This is a genomic window from Roseburia sp. AF42-8, from assembly GCF_003435965.1.
Taxonomy (GTDB): Bacteria; Bacillota; Clostridia; order Lachnospirales; family Lachnospiraceae; genus Roseburia_C; species Roseburia_C amylophila.
Window position 1 is genome coordinate 1 of the sequence record NZ_QTVB01000043.1, and the last position, 15,304, is coordinate 15,304.

14 protein-coding genes and 1 pseudogene are annotated in these 15,304 nt (G+C 40.0%); 1 reads left to right on the forward strand and 14 read right to left on the reverse strand.

Annotation, left to right across the window (positions count from 1 at the left end; all coding sequences use genetic code 11):
- A partial coding sequence (locus DW059_RS12930) for a GNAT family N-acetyltransferase (RefSeq protein WP_117699078.1) occupies positions 1 to 347 on the reverse strand: 347 nt, incomplete at its 3' end.
- Positions 348 to 538: 191 nt separating this feature from the next.
- On the opposite strand from DW059_RS12930, the pseudogene DW059_RS12935 reads away from it, so the two are divergent.
- Positions 539 to 716, forward strand: a pseudogene (locus DW059_RS12935) (ATPase); the annotation flags it as partial.
- 117 nt (positions 717 to 833) lie between these two features.
- On the opposite strand, the gene DW059_RS12940 reads toward DW059_RS12935, so the two are convergent.
- From DW059_RS12940 to DW059_RS16555, 13 genes are all read right to left on the reverse strand, one after another.
- On the reverse strand, positions 834 to 1,211 hold the full coding sequence (locus DW059_RS12940; RefSeq protein WP_021748087.1) for a translation elongation factor Tu domain protein: 378 nt from the start codon (positions 1,209 to 1,211) through the stop codon (positions 834 to 836).
- A 165-nt stretch (positions 1,212 to 1,376) separates the two neighbouring features.
- Entirely contained in the window at positions 1,377 to 1,730 is a 354-nt protein-coding gene (locus tag DW059_RS12945) for a hypothetical protein (protein WP_022243417.1), read from the reverse strand.
- Between the two features lie 155 nt (positions 1,731 to 1,885).
- A complete protein-coding gene (locus DW059_RS12950; protein ID WP_330408425.1) occupies positions 1,886 to 2,530 on the reverse strand; it encodes a YczE/YyaS/YitT family protein in 645 nt (214 codons plus the stop codon).
- A gap of 35 nt (positions 2,531 to 2,565) precedes the next feature.
- Positions 2,566 to 3,114 carry a histidine phosphatase family protein gene (locus tag DW059_RS12955; RefSeq protein WP_117699079.1) on the reverse strand — a complete coding sequence of 183 codons (549 nt, stop codon included), beginning with the start codon at positions 3,112 to 3,114 and terminating at the stop codon, positions 2,566 to 2,568.
- Between the two features lie 27 nt (positions 3,115 to 3,141).
- Positions 3,142 to 3,663, reverse strand: a complete 522-nt coding sequence (locus DW059_RS12960; protein WP_117699080.1) for a hypothetical protein — start codon at positions 3,661 to 3,663, stop codon at positions 3,142 to 3,144.
- A gap of 30 nt (positions 3,664 to 3,693) precedes the next feature.
- Positions 3,694 to 4,053, reverse strand: a complete 360-nt coding sequence (locus DW059_RS12965) for a hypothetical protein (protein ID WP_147326056.1) — start codon at positions 4,051 to 4,053, stop codon at positions 3,694 to 3,696.
- A gap of 323 nt (positions 4,054 to 4,376) precedes the next feature.
- Positions 4,377 to 6,851, reverse strand: a complete 2,475-nt coding sequence (locus DW059_RS12970) for a glycogen/starch/alpha-glucan phosphorylase (RefSeq protein WP_117699088.1) — start codon at positions 6,849 to 6,851, stop codon at positions 4,377 to 4,379.
- Between the two features lie 88 nt (positions 6,852 to 6,939).
- On the reverse strand, positions 6,940 to 10,098 hold the full coding sequence (gene ileS, locus DW059_RS12975; RefSeq protein WP_117699082.1) for an isoleucine--tRNA ligase: 3,159 nt from the start codon (positions 10,096 to 10,098) through the stop codon (positions 6,940 to 6,942).
- Between the two features lie 645 nt (positions 10,099 to 10,743).
- Positions 10,744 to 11,769, reverse strand: coding sequence for a branched-chain amino acid aminotransferase (locus tag DW059_RS12980; RefSeq protein WP_117699083.1), 1,026 nt, complete (start codon positions 11,767 to 11,769; stop codon positions 10,744 to 10,746).
- Between the two features lie 120 nt (positions 11,770 to 11,889).
- Complete coding sequence (locus DW059_RS12985) at positions 11,890 to 13,077, reverse strand: ABC transporter permease (protein WP_117699084.1); 1,188 nt, start codon at positions 13,075 to 13,077, stop codon at positions 11,890 to 11,892.
- Positions 13,074 to 13,850 (reverse strand): ABC transporter ATP-binding protein, encoded by a 777-nt coding sequence (locus DW059_RS12990; protein WP_117699085.1) that lies wholly within the window; start codon positions 13,848 to 13,850, stop codon positions 13,074 to 13,076. The genes DW059_RS12985 and DW059_RS12990 overlap by 4 nt, the downstream gene beginning before the upstream one ends.
- Positions 13,851 to 14,033: 183 nt before the next feature.
- Positions 14,034 to 14,582: a DUF4190 domain-containing protein gene (locus DW059_RS12995; protein ID WP_117699086.1), complete on the reverse strand. Its 549-nt coding sequence runs from the start codon at positions 14,580 to 14,582 to the stop codon at positions 14,034 to 14,036.
- A 20-nt stretch (positions 14,583 to 14,602) separates the two neighbouring features.
- On the reverse strand, positions 14,603 to 15,175 hold the full coding sequence (locus DW059_RS16555; RefSeq protein WP_242986260.1) for a DUF4190 domain-containing protein: 573 nt from the start codon (positions 15,173 to 15,175) through the stop codon (positions 14,603 to 14,605).
- Positions 15,176 to 15,304: the final 129 nt, after the last annotated feature.

Here is a 15,304-nt window from a genome sequence, read left to right on the forward strand (position 1 = left end):
AAAAGAAATTGCTCTGGCATTGCTCTGGCATTCTTCTGGTATACATTTAATTGTAATCTATCTTTTTTATCCTTAATATAATTCAATAAAAGCTTACCTATGCCACATGACTGCATTTCTTCAGAAACAAAAATACCTTCAATATATTCATTATTTAGTCCTACAAATCCTTGTATCATCTTATCCACTTCAAACACATAGACTTCGGATTGTGACATCATTTCTTTCACTAATTCATAATTACTTTTCCAGTATTGATTGGAAATAAAATAATGCGTTTTCAGATTTGTCTTTAACCATATGTCAGCAACTCTATCGATATCTCCGTTCAGCAACTTTCTAATCATAACAAATATTCTCCACAACTACATCCTTTCTGCTTTTCTCTTTTTTCATTCTATCACAAGCTCACCATTAATCATCAATTTTTTGATATTTTTTCTTTTTCCCCACTGTAAAACAGCCTCTGAGCGTTTCTAGAGGCTTTGATGTCCGGGCAGCCTTCGGGTTGCCTTTACATAGTTTCCACTTTCAAAAAATAAAAAAATTTGTGTTTTTGAAAGTGGGTGCCTATATAAAAACAATCACGAGAGCAAAATATATTGATAGAATCATTGAACTGAATGGCACTCCTGACATCAAGATTATCTTCATCGACTTCATGGATTTGGCGTATGAAAAAAATCAAGGAATAACATTCCTTACACGCCTATGTGTAAGAACATTATCAGGAAGGCAAAACGAACTATATAAAGGAGTCTTCCTGAAAACATACAAAAACTATATAACATAGGGCATGAATGATTTTTTCTCCATCAAACTGGAATTTGTAATTACATTCCATACATATTGGCATTCTTTACAATCACTCTATCTCCTTTTTCTAATTGTTCCTTAGAAACTCCTCTTAACCCAAGTCCAACATGCTCTGTTTTATATCCACAACCATTTGATTTTCGTTCTTTTGTATGTATATCGATGGTAGTAATTATAGTCTCTAATACACCTCCATTTGTTTTATAAACACACGCATTTTCTCCTTCTCTACACATTCCTGTTGATATGTTTCCTGTGGCAACTGTTCCAACCCCCATAATTGTAAATACATCATCAATAATCAATTCAAAGTCTTCTTTTAAACATAATGGAACATCTAATCTGTTCATATACTCTTTTTCTCGCTCTTTTTTGCTTTTACCAAATAATCCCATAGTGTTTCTCCTTTATAACTTCCGATTGTTTTAATTCTTCTCAGTTCCACTTTCTTACCCTTCGGACAAGAAGTATCCCTCACTCAAAGAGCTCGGTCAATTCCAGGTTATCGGGGTAAAGCCCCTCAGGAACCTTCATTTTTTTGCAAATTATAAGTTGTTATTTCAATGCTTTTTTATCATTTTCTTTTTCATCATATTATGTTCAAACTCAACCCATGCGATTTCAGAAAATAGAACTATCATATAAATAACCACCTGAACCACAACGCCATCCAGCTTTTTAATAAAATATCCAAAAACAGCTTGTGTAATAAATAGCACACAACCCAAAATAATAAAATTTCTGCCATGTCTATGGTTCCATTCCGTAACATTTGTCAGTTCATCTTTACGAAGTGGTTTCTCTCCTGTATTTATTGATACTGGTTTTTCAGACCTATACTGCATAATTCCAAGTATGATAAAAATAAGTGAAACCAATAATGAAATTACCAAATAAATAATTGTAGCTGCCATGTCTATTCCTCCAATTCAGCCTCTGCTTCTGCCCTCTCCGACTCTGTCTGTTTCTTATTCTTCGCATTCTCCATATGCCGGTAAAGGAGTTATTCTTGAATTATAAGATGCACAGTGGGACAGTCCTATGTGCCTCCTTTGTTTTGATACCTCTATTAGATATCAGAACGGTCGTTGCCACAAGCAACACAAATTAACTTTTTCGTTTTTGCCGCAGTAAACTGGATGACCGGTCCGGAAATGAGGATTGTTACTATGGTGCATATGCCAAATTTTCCGCCCAGCATAACACCTGTCACAACCATCACGACATCCAGTACCATTCGTACAATTTTTACCTGCCAGTTGTTCTTCTCTGCAAGAGAAAAAGTCAGTGCCTCATAAGAACCCCGCCCCAGGGAGGCTGCCGCATAAAATCCGGTTCCTATGGCAAAAATCACAATTCCTAATAACATGATAAGTGCATTTACCCATATATGCGTGCTGTACACATGTGCATTTGCAAACAAATCTACACAAAGGCTATATACAATCTGATAAAGTATCGTGCCGATATGTATCTGTGACCTGTCATAGAAAAACGCAAATACAATCATAACTATGGCTACCAGCATGGATGCCATACCGATGCTTACATGAAATGTTTTTGAAATTCCCTGCCATAATACCGCAAGGGTGGCACCACCAAATCCCGCATACAGCGCCAGCGTAATGCCATATGCCGCAACGACTGAACCAGCCACTATAATAATTAATTTTATTGTCCACTCCAATTTACTCATGTCATTCCGTTTTTCCATTCCATTCACTTATCATATTCCAACATCTATCCAATTTACACTTCCAAAATTTTACACTGTTCAAGTCCCGCACTCCAAAACTCCTCAATCGGCATACCTTTCACCTGACAGATAATGCTTGCATTCATCGCACCATGTCCCACAATCAGGATATCCTTACCTTCCTGTAGCTGCGGGTCTATCACTTCCTTCAAAAATGCTCCGGTTCTTGCAAAGAGTTCCTCCCAGGTTTCTGCTCCACCTATCGATTCGTGATATTCTCCCGGCTTTTGAAACAAAATATTAATCGGGCAATCCGGAATAGCAAAGCTGTTTTCGATTCCCTCATAATCACCAAAACTCATTTCCATCAGCCGTTCATCTTTTATTATTGGAATTTCCCGGTTTTTTAACACAATTTGTGCTGTTTCAACAGCCCTTATCAACGGAGAACAATAACACACATCTATGTGCAAATCCTTATACTCTTCCCATGCTTTTTCCGCCATCAGGCGTCCTTCTTCATTCAATGGGATATCCGCTCTTCCCTGTATTTTATGTAATGCATTCCATTCTGTTTTTCCATGCCGCATAATATATAACATCTTGAATTTCTCCTAAAATCATAGTTTTTAACTTATCTTTCTGTTTAATAAGCCCCACAAACTCAGGAAACCTATTGCAGCCCCAAGCACCACTCCGGCTACTTTCATTAATTCATTGTTCCTAAATTTTTTATCTGGAAGAATGCCCGCTTTATTATAAGAATATTTTATATGATCTGTAGTATATGCAGTTATGGTATCTCCCACCTCATATTCTGTATATACACTTTCCGGCACCTGCATCCGCTTATTATATTCATTCGTTTTGCCACCATGATAATAGAAGAAATAATTTTGAGATATGGCATTATCTGCCGAAGCATCTTCGCTCCTTTTATCCGTTATCACTACATCTTCTCTATCATAATCTTCTCCTAGTACCATCTCTTCCATTTGCCTGTGAAGTGCATTCGACGTCAAAAATACGTTTAACCAAACCGCCAGAAAAGCTATGCTTAAAGCAGCAAAACAACTCCAGAACAGAACTTTCTTCTGCTTTCCGGTTAATCGTTCTTTTTGTTTCTGATGCTTCGCCAATTTGTTGCTCATGCTGTAATTCTCACATTCTTTCTAATCGTCTTACTTATCATACTTTTCCAGAAAATCCGTTGCCTTATCTTTATCTATATGCAGTTCCTCCTGCAGCAATAAAATAATTTCCGCCTCTGACTTTCCGAATCTGCGTCCAAGCTTTATAACTTCCTTCGTTTTTCCTACTATTTCGCCCTCTTCCAAGCCTTCTTTTCTGCCTTCCTCTTCGCCCTGTTTCCGAATTCTTTCTTCTCTCTCAAAGCTCTTCATATATGCAAGACCTACCTCTCCATCCCGCTTGACTGCTGTTACCATCCGGTGTAACTTTTTCAGTTTCTCGGTGGAAGCATTCTCTACGGATGAATGTTCCATGTAATGCAGTGAAAAGCAGGATTGCATATATCTCATGTTTTCCTAAACTTCCGCCTATTCAATGCACTATGCGTTTATTAATTGTAATTAGAATTTAAAAGCATAGAATTCATTGAATTGATACTAGAAATTTAGACTGGCTTTCGCCATTCGAAAATCAGAATATATGCTTTGTGTTGATTGTAACAAATAAGTTCTTTGAATACAAGTAAATTTTTTCCGGCAGACATAACCCGAAAACATAATCTACAGCAGTCTTGTGGAAGAGCAGAATTGATTTGCTTGAACAGAAAAAGACAGCCGCCCTGCCGGGCTGCTGCCTCTTTCTGTTTTTATGCTTATGCTCTTATTTCTTAATTTTATTCTGCTTTGTCATCTACTGTAACAGTGATTTTGTTCAGGTGCCAGATATCATCCACATATTCCTGAATCGTACGGTCAGATGAGAATTTGCCGGAAGCTGCAATATTTAAGATTGCTTTTCTAGCCCATTCTTTTTCATCTGCATATGCAGCATTAATCTTCTTCTGTGCTTCCACATAAGAACGGAAGTCTGCCAGAATAAAGTAAGTATCTGCGTACTGTGTGCACTGTGTATTCAGCAGTGAGTTGTAAAGGTCACGGAACAATTCCGGATCATTTGGTGAATAGAATCCGTTGATTAACTGCATCAGAACTTTACGGACATCCTGATCATTGTTGAAAATCTGCATTGGGTCATAATCGCGTTTCTGCTCATGAGCAATCACTTCGTCAGAGCTCATACCGAAGATAAACATGTTTTCTTTGCCGACTTCTTCTGTCATCTCAACGTTTGCACCATCCATGGTTCCGATAGTAAGCGCTCCATTCAGCATGAACTTCATATTACCGGTTCCGGAAGCTTCCTTACTTGCGGTAGAAATCTGCTCGCTGACATCTGCTGCTGCAAAAATAATCTCTGCATTGGATACCTTGTAGTCTTCGATAAATACAACCTTAATCTTTCCGTTGATGGACTTATCATTGTTGATGACATCTGCGACAGAGTTGATTAATTTAATTGTAAGCTTTGCATTGCGGTAGCCTGCTGCTGCCTTTGCTCCGAAAATGAAGGTTCTTGGAATGAATTCCATATCCGGATGCTCTTTTAATTCATTGTAAAGATACATTACATGAAGAATATTTAAGAGCTGGCGTTTGTACTCATGCAGACGTTTTACCTGTACATCAAAGATAGAACGTGGATTTACTTCAATACCATTGTGCTCTTCAATATAAGAAGCAAGGCGCAGCTTGTTCTTATATTTGATATTTAAAAATTCCTGCTGAACTTTCTCATCATCTGCATAGAATTCTAATCTCTTGATGCGGGAAAGGTCTGTAATCCAGTCTTTTCCAACATATTTGGTTACCCAGTCTGCAAGCAATGGATCACCATGCATTAAGAAACGACGCTGTGTAATACCATTGGTCTTATTATTAAATTTCTCCGGGAACATCTCGTAGAAATCTTTTAATTCCTGTTTCTTAAGGATTTCTGTATGAAGTGCCGCTACACCATTTACAGAATATCCTGCACAGATTGCCAGATGAGCCATTTTAACCTGACCATCATATACAATTGCCATCTTCTCAACCTTGCGGTTGTCTCCCGGGTATTTCTGCTGGATTTCCAGTACAAAACGACGGTTGATTTCTTCTACAATCTGGTAAATTCTAGGAAGCAGTCTTGAGAAAATCTCGATTGGCCATTTTTCTAATGCTTCTGCCATGATGGTATGGTTGGTATATGCACAGCATTTTGTTGTAATATTCCATGCATCCTCCCACTCTAAGCCTTCTTCATCCAGTAAGATACGCATTAACTCTGCAACTGCTACGGTTGGATGGGTATCATTCATCTGGAATACTGCTTTTTCAGGAAGCATATGGATGTCTGGATGATTCTTCTTAAATCTTGCAATCGCACGCTGTAAGCTGGCAGATACAAAGAAGTACTGCTGTTTTAAACGAAGCTCTTTTCCTGCGATATGGTTATCATTCGGATAGAGAACTTCTACTAAGTTCTTTGCAAGGTTCTGCTGTTCGATTGCACGATGATAATCACCTTTATCAAAGGAATCCAGCTCGAAGCATTCCATTGGCTCTGCATCCCAGATCATCAATGTATTTACTACATTATTGTTATAACCTACGATTGGCATATCATAAGGAATTGCTTTTACAGACTGATAGCCTTCCTGTACGAATCTGGTTCTTCCATCTGGCTGTGCCTCTGCACGTACATATCCACCAAATTTTACTTCGAAATTGTATTCCGGACGTTTTAATTCAAATGGATATCCATTCTGTAACCAGTTATCCGGTTCTTCTACCTGATAACCATTCTCTATTTTCTGACGGAACATTCCATAATGGTAACGGATTCCACAACCGTATGCCGGATAGCCCAGAGTTGCCAAAGATTCCATAAAGCATGCCGCAAGTCTTCCAAGACCACCATTTCCAAGCGCCGGGTCCGGCTCCTGATCCTCTATGGCATTTAAGTTGATTCCCATTTCCTCTAAAGCTTCTTTCACTTCATTGTATACCGTTAAGTTAATCAGGTTATTGCCTAATGCACGGCCCATTAAGAACTCCATGGACATATAGTATACAATCTTTGGATCTGCTTTATCAAATTCCTGCTGGGTTGCAAGCCACTGGTCAATAATTACATCTTTTACAACGTAGGATACTGCCTGGAAAATTTCCTGCTCGCTTGCTTCATCCATTGTCTTACGATAGAGGTGTTTTACGTTCTCAACTACCTCTTTTTTGAAGGTTTCCTTTTCAAACATTTTGCTTTTCATAATGTTCTCCTTTTGTTTCGATTCCGGTGTTTTTTGTGCAAAAAGGGAGCAAGCCCCTGTCGGCTCCGCTCCCTTATCTTTATTCTGCTTATTTCTTTTCCACGCCAAGCACAACTGTTTCACCATTAATGTTCCATTTTTTCTGATATCCGTTCACCGTATCAGCCACAACGCTCTCAGCCAGAACTTCTTTTGCAATTTCATCTCCATATTTTGCGAAGATGTCTTTTACCTTCTGTTCTGCCTTATATGAAACAGTAATTTTATCCATTACTTCAAATCCTGCTTCCTTACGCATTGTCTGGATTTTGCTGATTAATTCTCTTACCATTCCTTCCTCTAAAAGTTCCGGAGTAAGGTTCGTATCAAGAACTACGGTCACTTCATTATCACCCTCTGTCATATAACCTTCCTGCTGTGTCATGGTGATAAGTAAATCCTCTTCATATAATACAACTTCGTCGCTTATACTGTCAAGTTTCAGTGCACCTGTGCTCTTAAGCTCAGCCATTGCCTTGTTGCCGTCTAATTCTGCAAGTGCTTTCTGAATCTGACCTAAATATTTACCGAATTTCGGTCCAACGGTACGAAGCTGTGGTTTGAAGGTATAGCTAGTATATGCACTGACATCCTCTGTAAATGTCACTTTCTTTACATTCAGCTCATCTTCGATAATCTCTGTAAAGTATTCGGATAATTCAAATGGTGCTTTTACAAACATATTTCCAATCGGCTGACGGTTCTTGATGTTTGCAGTATTTCTGCAGGCACGGCCCATAACAACGATTTTCAATACTTCGTCCATATTTTTCTCTAATTCACTGTCTATCCAGCTCTCGTTTGCCACCGGATAGTCGCAAAGATGGATGCTTTCCGGCGCACTCTTGTCGATGCTGCATACCAGGTTCTGGTAAATTTCTTCTGTCATAAAAGGAATCATCGGCGCTGCTACCTTGCATACAGTTACCAGTGCAGTATAAAGAGTCATATATGCATTGATTTTATCCTGCTCCATGCCCTTTGCCCAGAAACGCTCACGACAACGTCTTACATACCAGTTACTCATCTCATCTACAAATTCATCCAGTGCTCTTGCAGCTTCCGGAATACGATAATTACCCAGATTATTATCTACGGTCTTAATCAGTGTATTGAGTTTGGAGAGAAGCCATTTATCCATAACGGAAAGTTTCTCATAATCCAGTGTATATTTGGTTGCATCAAATTCATCAATATTTGCATACAACACGAAGAATGCATAAGTATTCCAAAGTGTTCCAAGGAATTTACGTTGTCCTTCCTGTACTGCCTTTCCATGGAAACGGTTTGGCAGCCATGGTGCAGAATTGATGTAGAAATACCAGCGGATTGCATCTGCTCCGTAAGTCTCTAATGCATCAAACGGGTCAACGGCATTTCCTTTGGACTTACTCATCTTCTGTCCATTTTCATCCTGTACATGTCCCAATACGATAACATTTTCATATGGTGCTTTATTAAATAATAAGGTAGACTCTGCCATCAGGGAATAGAACCATCCACGGGTCTGGTCTACTGCCTCGGAAATAAACTGTGCAGGGAACTGCTGTTTAAAGAGGTCTTCATTTTCAAATGGATAATGATGCTGTGCAAATGGCATTGCTCCTGAGTCAAACCAGCAGTCAATTACTTCCGGTACACGATGCATTTCGCCGCCACAATCCGGGCACTTGAAGGTTACTGCATCAATGTATGGACGATGTAATTCTACTTTGGCATCATCCGGGTTACCACTGCGCTCTGCTAATTCTGCACGGCTTCCGATACACTCCTGATGTCCACAGGAACACTCCCATACAGGAAGCGGAGTTCCCCAGTAACGGTTACGGGAAATACCCCAGTCCTGAATATTTTCAAGCCAGTCACCGAAACGTCCTTTTCCGATAGATTCCGGAATCCAGTTTACGGTATTGTTATTGCGGATCAAATCCTCTTTTACTGCGGTCATCTTAATGAACCAGGATTCTCTTGCATAGTAAATCAGAGGAGTATCACAACGCCAGCAGTGCGGATATTCATGTTCAAATTTTGGTGCATCAAAGAGTAGTCCTTTTTCTTCCAGGTCTTTTAATACCATTGGGTCTGCTTTCTTTACAAATACACCGGCATATGGAGTCTCTTTGGTAAGTTCTCCTTTTCCGTCTACTAACTGGACAAATGGAAGGTCATATCTACGGCCAACCTGGGCATCGTCTTCACCAAATGCAGGTGCGATGTGAACGATACCGGTACCATCTGTCATGGTTACATAAGTATCACAGGTTACATAGTAGCCTTTCTTATGCTGTTTCTCACAGATTTCCTTTGCGCAGTCAAATAATGGCTCATATTCCTTGTACTCTAAGGACTTTCCTGTGAAAGTATCCAATACTTCATATGCTTTTACGCCATTTTCTTCATCCGCAAATTTGCCAAGTACCTTATCTAACAGTGCTTCTGCCATATAATAAGTATATCCGTCAGCAGCTTTTACTTTACAGTAAGTCTCGTCCGGGTTTACACAAAGTGCAACGTTAGATGGAAGTGTCCATGGAGTTGTGGTCCATGCCAGGAAATATGCATCTTCTCCGATTACTTTGAATCTTACGATTGCGGAACGTTCTTTTACCGTCTTATATCCCTGTGCTACTTCCTGGGAAGAAAGCGGAGTTCCACATCTCGGGCAGTAAGGAACAATCTTGAAACCTTTGTATAACAGCTTCTTATCCCAGATTTTCTTAAGAGCCCACCACTCAGATTCAATAAAATTATCATCATAGGTTACATATGGGTTATCCATATCAGCCCAGAATCCAACGGTTCCTGAAAAATCTTCCCACATTCCTTTGTATTTCCATACGGATTCTTTACATTTCTTGATGAATGGCTCCATACCATATTCTTCAATCTGCTCTTTTCCGTTTAAGCCTAAAAGCTTTTCTACTTCCAGCTCTACCGGAAGTCCATGGGTATCCCATCCGGCTTTACGTGGGACATATTTGCCCTTCATGGTCTGGTATCTTGGAATCATATCCTTGATAACACGGGTTAATACGTGACCGATATGTGGCTTGCCATTTGCAGTTGGCGGTCCATCATAGAAAGTATAGGTCTCGCCTTCTTTCCGGTTCTCCATACTTTTCTTAAAAATGTCATTTTCTTTCCAGAATTCTACAGTCTGCTTTTCTCTGTCCACAAAATTCAGATTTGGGGAAACTTTTTCGTACATGTTAGTCCTCCTTAAAATTTCAGTTTCTCGCTAGCCGCGTAAAAAAGAATGTGCCTTGGCACATTCTCGCGCCTGCGGCGGTCGCTTGCGACATCTACCTTATACGCCGCAGTGTGCATCCTCGCGGAGCGTTTTTTTCTTTACAGGAAAGCAATTTCCTGTAAAGTAAAAAAGGCGCCGTCCTGTAATAAGGACGCGCGCCTGTCGTTTCTAACCACCTTGTTACAACATACTTGAAGCTTTCTGCTTCGCATATACGTTCCCATAACGGGGGAAATCCGTCAGTTTCTACTAACGCAGCTTTGCCTGTTCGAACTGCAACTTGGAAGTGATTTTCATTTTCCATTTACTCATGCCGGTTTCCACCTGCCCCGGCTCTCTTTGACTTTCCATGGAAACTACTCTCTTCGTCATCGTCTTTTCATATTCTTAATAAGTATAGAACCTGTATTTTTAAATGTCAATTCCTATTTTCAAATTTTCTATATCTAAAGATGCTACCACCGGGAGTTCTTACAGATTTCTGGCAGCTTCTTACAAATACTGAGCAACACAAAACGAGGCGGCATCCTTCCGGATACCGCCTCTCGTTTATGTAAGAAACCCGCAATGCGTGTTTCTTATGTTTCATTTACAATATGTCTCTTACAGGATTCTCTTAATCCATCCTTCCGGAGCTTCAATACGTCCCATCTGGATTCCGGTCAGAGTATCATAAAGTTTCTTTGTTACAGGTCCCATTTCTTCCATTCCACTTGGAATTAAGATTTCTTTGCCGTGGTCAACAATCTTTCCGATTGGAGAAATAACTGCTGCTGTTCCGCAAAGTCCTGCCTCTGCGAAGTCTTTTACTTCATCGAAGTATACTTCTCTGTGTTCTACTTCCATTCCAAGATAATGTTCTGCAACATATACCAGTGAACGACGTGTAATGGATGGCAGAATAGAATCTGACTTCGGTGTAACCAGTTTATTATCCTTGGTAACGAAGATGAAGTTTGCTCCACCTGTCTCTTCTACCTTAGTTCTTGTCTTAGGGTCTAAGTACATATTCTCATCAAATCCGTCTGCATGTGCAGTTACGATTGCGTGAAGACTCATTGCGTAGTTCAGACCAGCTTTGATATTACCGGTTCCGCAAGGTGCTGCACGGTCATAATCACTGACACGGATGGTAATTGGCTTTGCGCCGCCCTTGAAATATGGTCCTACCGGTGTACAGAACATACGGAACTGATATTCATCCGCTGGTTTTACACCGATTACAGGATTTGTTCCCATCATGTATGGTCTGATGTAAAGTGTTGCACCGGAGCCATATGGTGGAACGTATGCAGCATTTGCTTCTACTACCTTCTGTACTGCATCTACAAAACGCTCTTCCGGGAATACCGGCATTTCCAGTCTGCGTGCTGAATCTGCAAGACGGCTTGCATTTAAGTCAGGTCGGAAAGTAACGATATGTCCATCCTCTGTTGTATATGCTTTCAATCCTTCAAATACGGTCTGTGCATACTGGAATACACCCGCGCATTCATTCAATACAATATCTGCATCATCGGTTAAAGCTCCCTCATCCCATGCTCCGTTTTTGAAATTTGATACATATCTCTTATCGGTCTTTACATAACCGAATCCAAGATTAGACCAGTCTAAGTCCTTCTTTTCCATAATAACATCCTCCATTCATTTGTCGCAAATAGATGTTATAACCTGGTGTTATAGCTTTCTATTGTTCTATGTTTTTTCATTATTTTAGTCCTATAAAAGCTATTTGTCTAGTATTTTTTTCTAGGAATACATAATTTTCTCACTGCCAAACATTTTCGCCAGTACCGTTGATAAAATACCGGTATAAATAAGGTTGCTGACAAGACATGCCACAATATTGATTCCGCTGTAGGAGAAATCAAAAATTCCGGTCATGCCCTGCACACTGTTATAGAAAGGAATCAGATACCAGTAAAATTCCTTCGGTGCTCCGCTTCCAAGCATGGATGTAATGGAAATTACCATTACCACAACCATCAGCGGCATAATCATGGAACCGGCTTCCTTTACTGTCTTTGCAAATGCTGAAATTACAGCTAATGCTCCAACCAGTACCAATACTGTGGTAAGAATCACCAGCAATAAAAGGATATAATCGGTGACGCTGTATACGCTGGCATCCATTGCATTGGATTCTGTTCCCATTAATTTTGGAAGGGATAACATGGTACCCACAAAACTGGAAATTCCACTTAAAAGTCCGATAATACCAAGGCTGATGATTTTACCCATGGCAAGCTGTCCACGTTTCATCGGTGTTACCAATAAGGTAGCAATAGTTCCTCTCTCCTTTTCCCCTGCTATGGATTCCGGTGCAATTGCCATACATCCTGAGAAAAGGAATATCATAAGCAGCATTGGAAGCATCATGGAGAAAATCTGTCCGGTGCTGTCTTCCTTGCTGGCAAGGTCATATTCTTCGTCACCGCTGTTGACATCGAACTTATTTGCCATAGAAGCTTCATATCCATCTAATACAGAAGCCATAATCTGATAACATGCCGTGGATTCGGTATCTGCGGAATTATAATATAAGGCTACCTGCGGAGCCGGTGTGGTAGCAGTCATGCTGTCATATGCCAGTACATCTGCTTCAAAATTTTCCGGAAATACCATCAGCATTTCCGCATCTTTATCGGTTACCGCCTGCTTCATATCCTCTTCGCTGACACCATCCCGGTCTAAATATTCCACATTGATGTCACTGCCTTTTATCATGGCTGAAACCGAGGATGGCATATTTTCTGCATAAATACGGTAAGTATAATCCTCTTCTGCTTCAAATCTGGAGGTCAGTCCGCTGCCCATGAAGCTGTACATGATATAAATCAGTAAGCCTGGCATTAAAATAGTCGTAAATACCATTCTCTTATCCCCGAAGAAGCGGGCAAGTTCTTTCTTTATAATTGTCATAAGATTGTTTCTCATTCTGCTTCACCTACCGTTTCTTCATAGATTTCAAAGAATCTGTCTTCTAATGATTTGCCATTTTTCACTGCCTCTAATGTATCGCAGATAATCATTTCTCCCTTGATGATAATTCCGACTCTGTCACAGATTTTCTCAATCAGGCTGAAAATGTGGGTAGAAACGATGATGCTCTTTCCTTCTTTCTTAAGCTCTAACAGGAAATCCGTTACTACTTTGGCTGTCAGAACATCAAGGCCGTTGGTCGGTTCATCAAAGATAATGATTTCCGGGTCATGGACTAAGGAAATAACCAAAGAAACCTTCTGTTTCATACCGGTAGACATATCCTTTACTTTCACTTCTGCAAACTGTGTGATGCCGAAGCGGTCAAAAAGTCTCTTCTTTCTTTCATCCCGGACAGCCGGCTCTACTCCATATAAATCCGAAAAGAAATTATATAAATAATTTGGTGTAAAAAAGCCCTCTAATTTCAGTTCACTGGTCAGAAAGCCGATCTTGCCACGTACTTCTTCCGGTGCATTAACAATACTGCTGCCATCTAAAACAGCATCTCCGGAATCCGGTTTAATCAGTGTTGCCAGCATACGAAGTGTGGTTGTCTTTCCGGCTCCGTTTGGTCCAAGCAGTCCAAACACCTCTCCCCGATAAGAAGTAAATGATAAATCATGCACTGCAATTCGCTTCTTCTCATTGGTTTTCTCAATCTTTTGTTGTTTCTGGGATAATGTAAAGGTCTTATTGAGACCCTTTACCTTCATAATCTCCTCCATAACTTCTCCTTTCAGTTATCGTCTTGATTGTACTATTGTATTATTACACTTGTGTGTCTGTGCGTCAAGCACTATTTTTTTCAACGGTTAGTGCTTTCCTTTTACTTTCCGGTATTTCCAGGTAAATGAAGCAAAAAGCACTGAACAGATTTGATTCTCCATTCAATGCTTCTTATGTTCTTCTTAAAAATTCTCAAAATTATGCTGCAGATAATCCTCTAAATCCTGATAGTCATCCGGTGCTTTCATTTCACCATCAAACTGATATTCATAACGTCTTAGGAATTCATCCGGCCCACTGGTTCTGCCTGCTGCATGAATAATCAAAAGCCAGTACGTTACAAATGCAAGTATACCAACTACAGCTGTTACAATACCTGCAACTGCCATTCCAGGGTTCTGTTTTTGTTTCACCAGATGTATAATTCCAAAAACAATTGCCAGAATTGCAGTTATAATATTGATTCCGGTGCAAAATAATACCAGTGAAATCAGCCCCAACACCATGGATGCAACTGCGAAACCTTTTCCCGGCTCCTCTTTCCGGTTATCTGCCGGACGCTGATTGTAATTTGGCGGGTACGGATTCCCATACTGCGGATTCTGGTTCTGATTCGGCGGGTATGGATTCCCATACTGCGGATTCTGGTTCTGATTCGGCGGGTATGGATTCCCATACTGCGGATTCTGATTTTGATTCAACGGATATGGATTCCTGTTATCTGGATACATTCTGCTTCACCAATTCCTTTTTAATAATAGTAGCTATATCCCAAAGAACTTAATGATACTGCACCAACGATGTACAGGATAAGTACCAGCACCAGAAGTGCAATGGTAATAATACTGCAGACAATACCTGCTGTTGCCATTGGTGAATGCTCGTTTTTCTTATTATAAAGAATACCAAGAATTAATCCTACAATTGCACAAGGAAGTCCTACAATCCAGAAACAAATTGCCGGGATGGATACAATTCCCAGTACCATGGATGCAATTGCCATTCCTTTTCCGGATGAAGCCGGCTGGTTGTAACCATACTGTGTCTGGTCGAAGCTTCCATATGCCTGCTGCTGTGGCTGCTGATAAGTTCCATATCCCTGCTGGGACTGGTCATAACCATAGTTCTGCTGTGCATACTGCTGATTCTGGTTATAAGCCTGCTGGTCATAATTCTGCTGTGGCTGTTCATATGCCTGCTGTGGCTGGCTATATGTCTGCTGTGGCTGACTATATGTCTGCTGTGGCTGACTATATGTCTGCTGTGGCTGGCTATATGTCTGCTCATTCGTTCCATTTTCAGTGTTGAAATTTTCTTCACTCATTATAATACATCCTCCATTAGTATAAAATATTTTCTCCCATTTATTGTAGCAAATGCCTACCTCCATTACAAGAAAAATAAGTGAAATCATAAAATTTTTATAAACTTTTTCTCATATATTTTATCATAA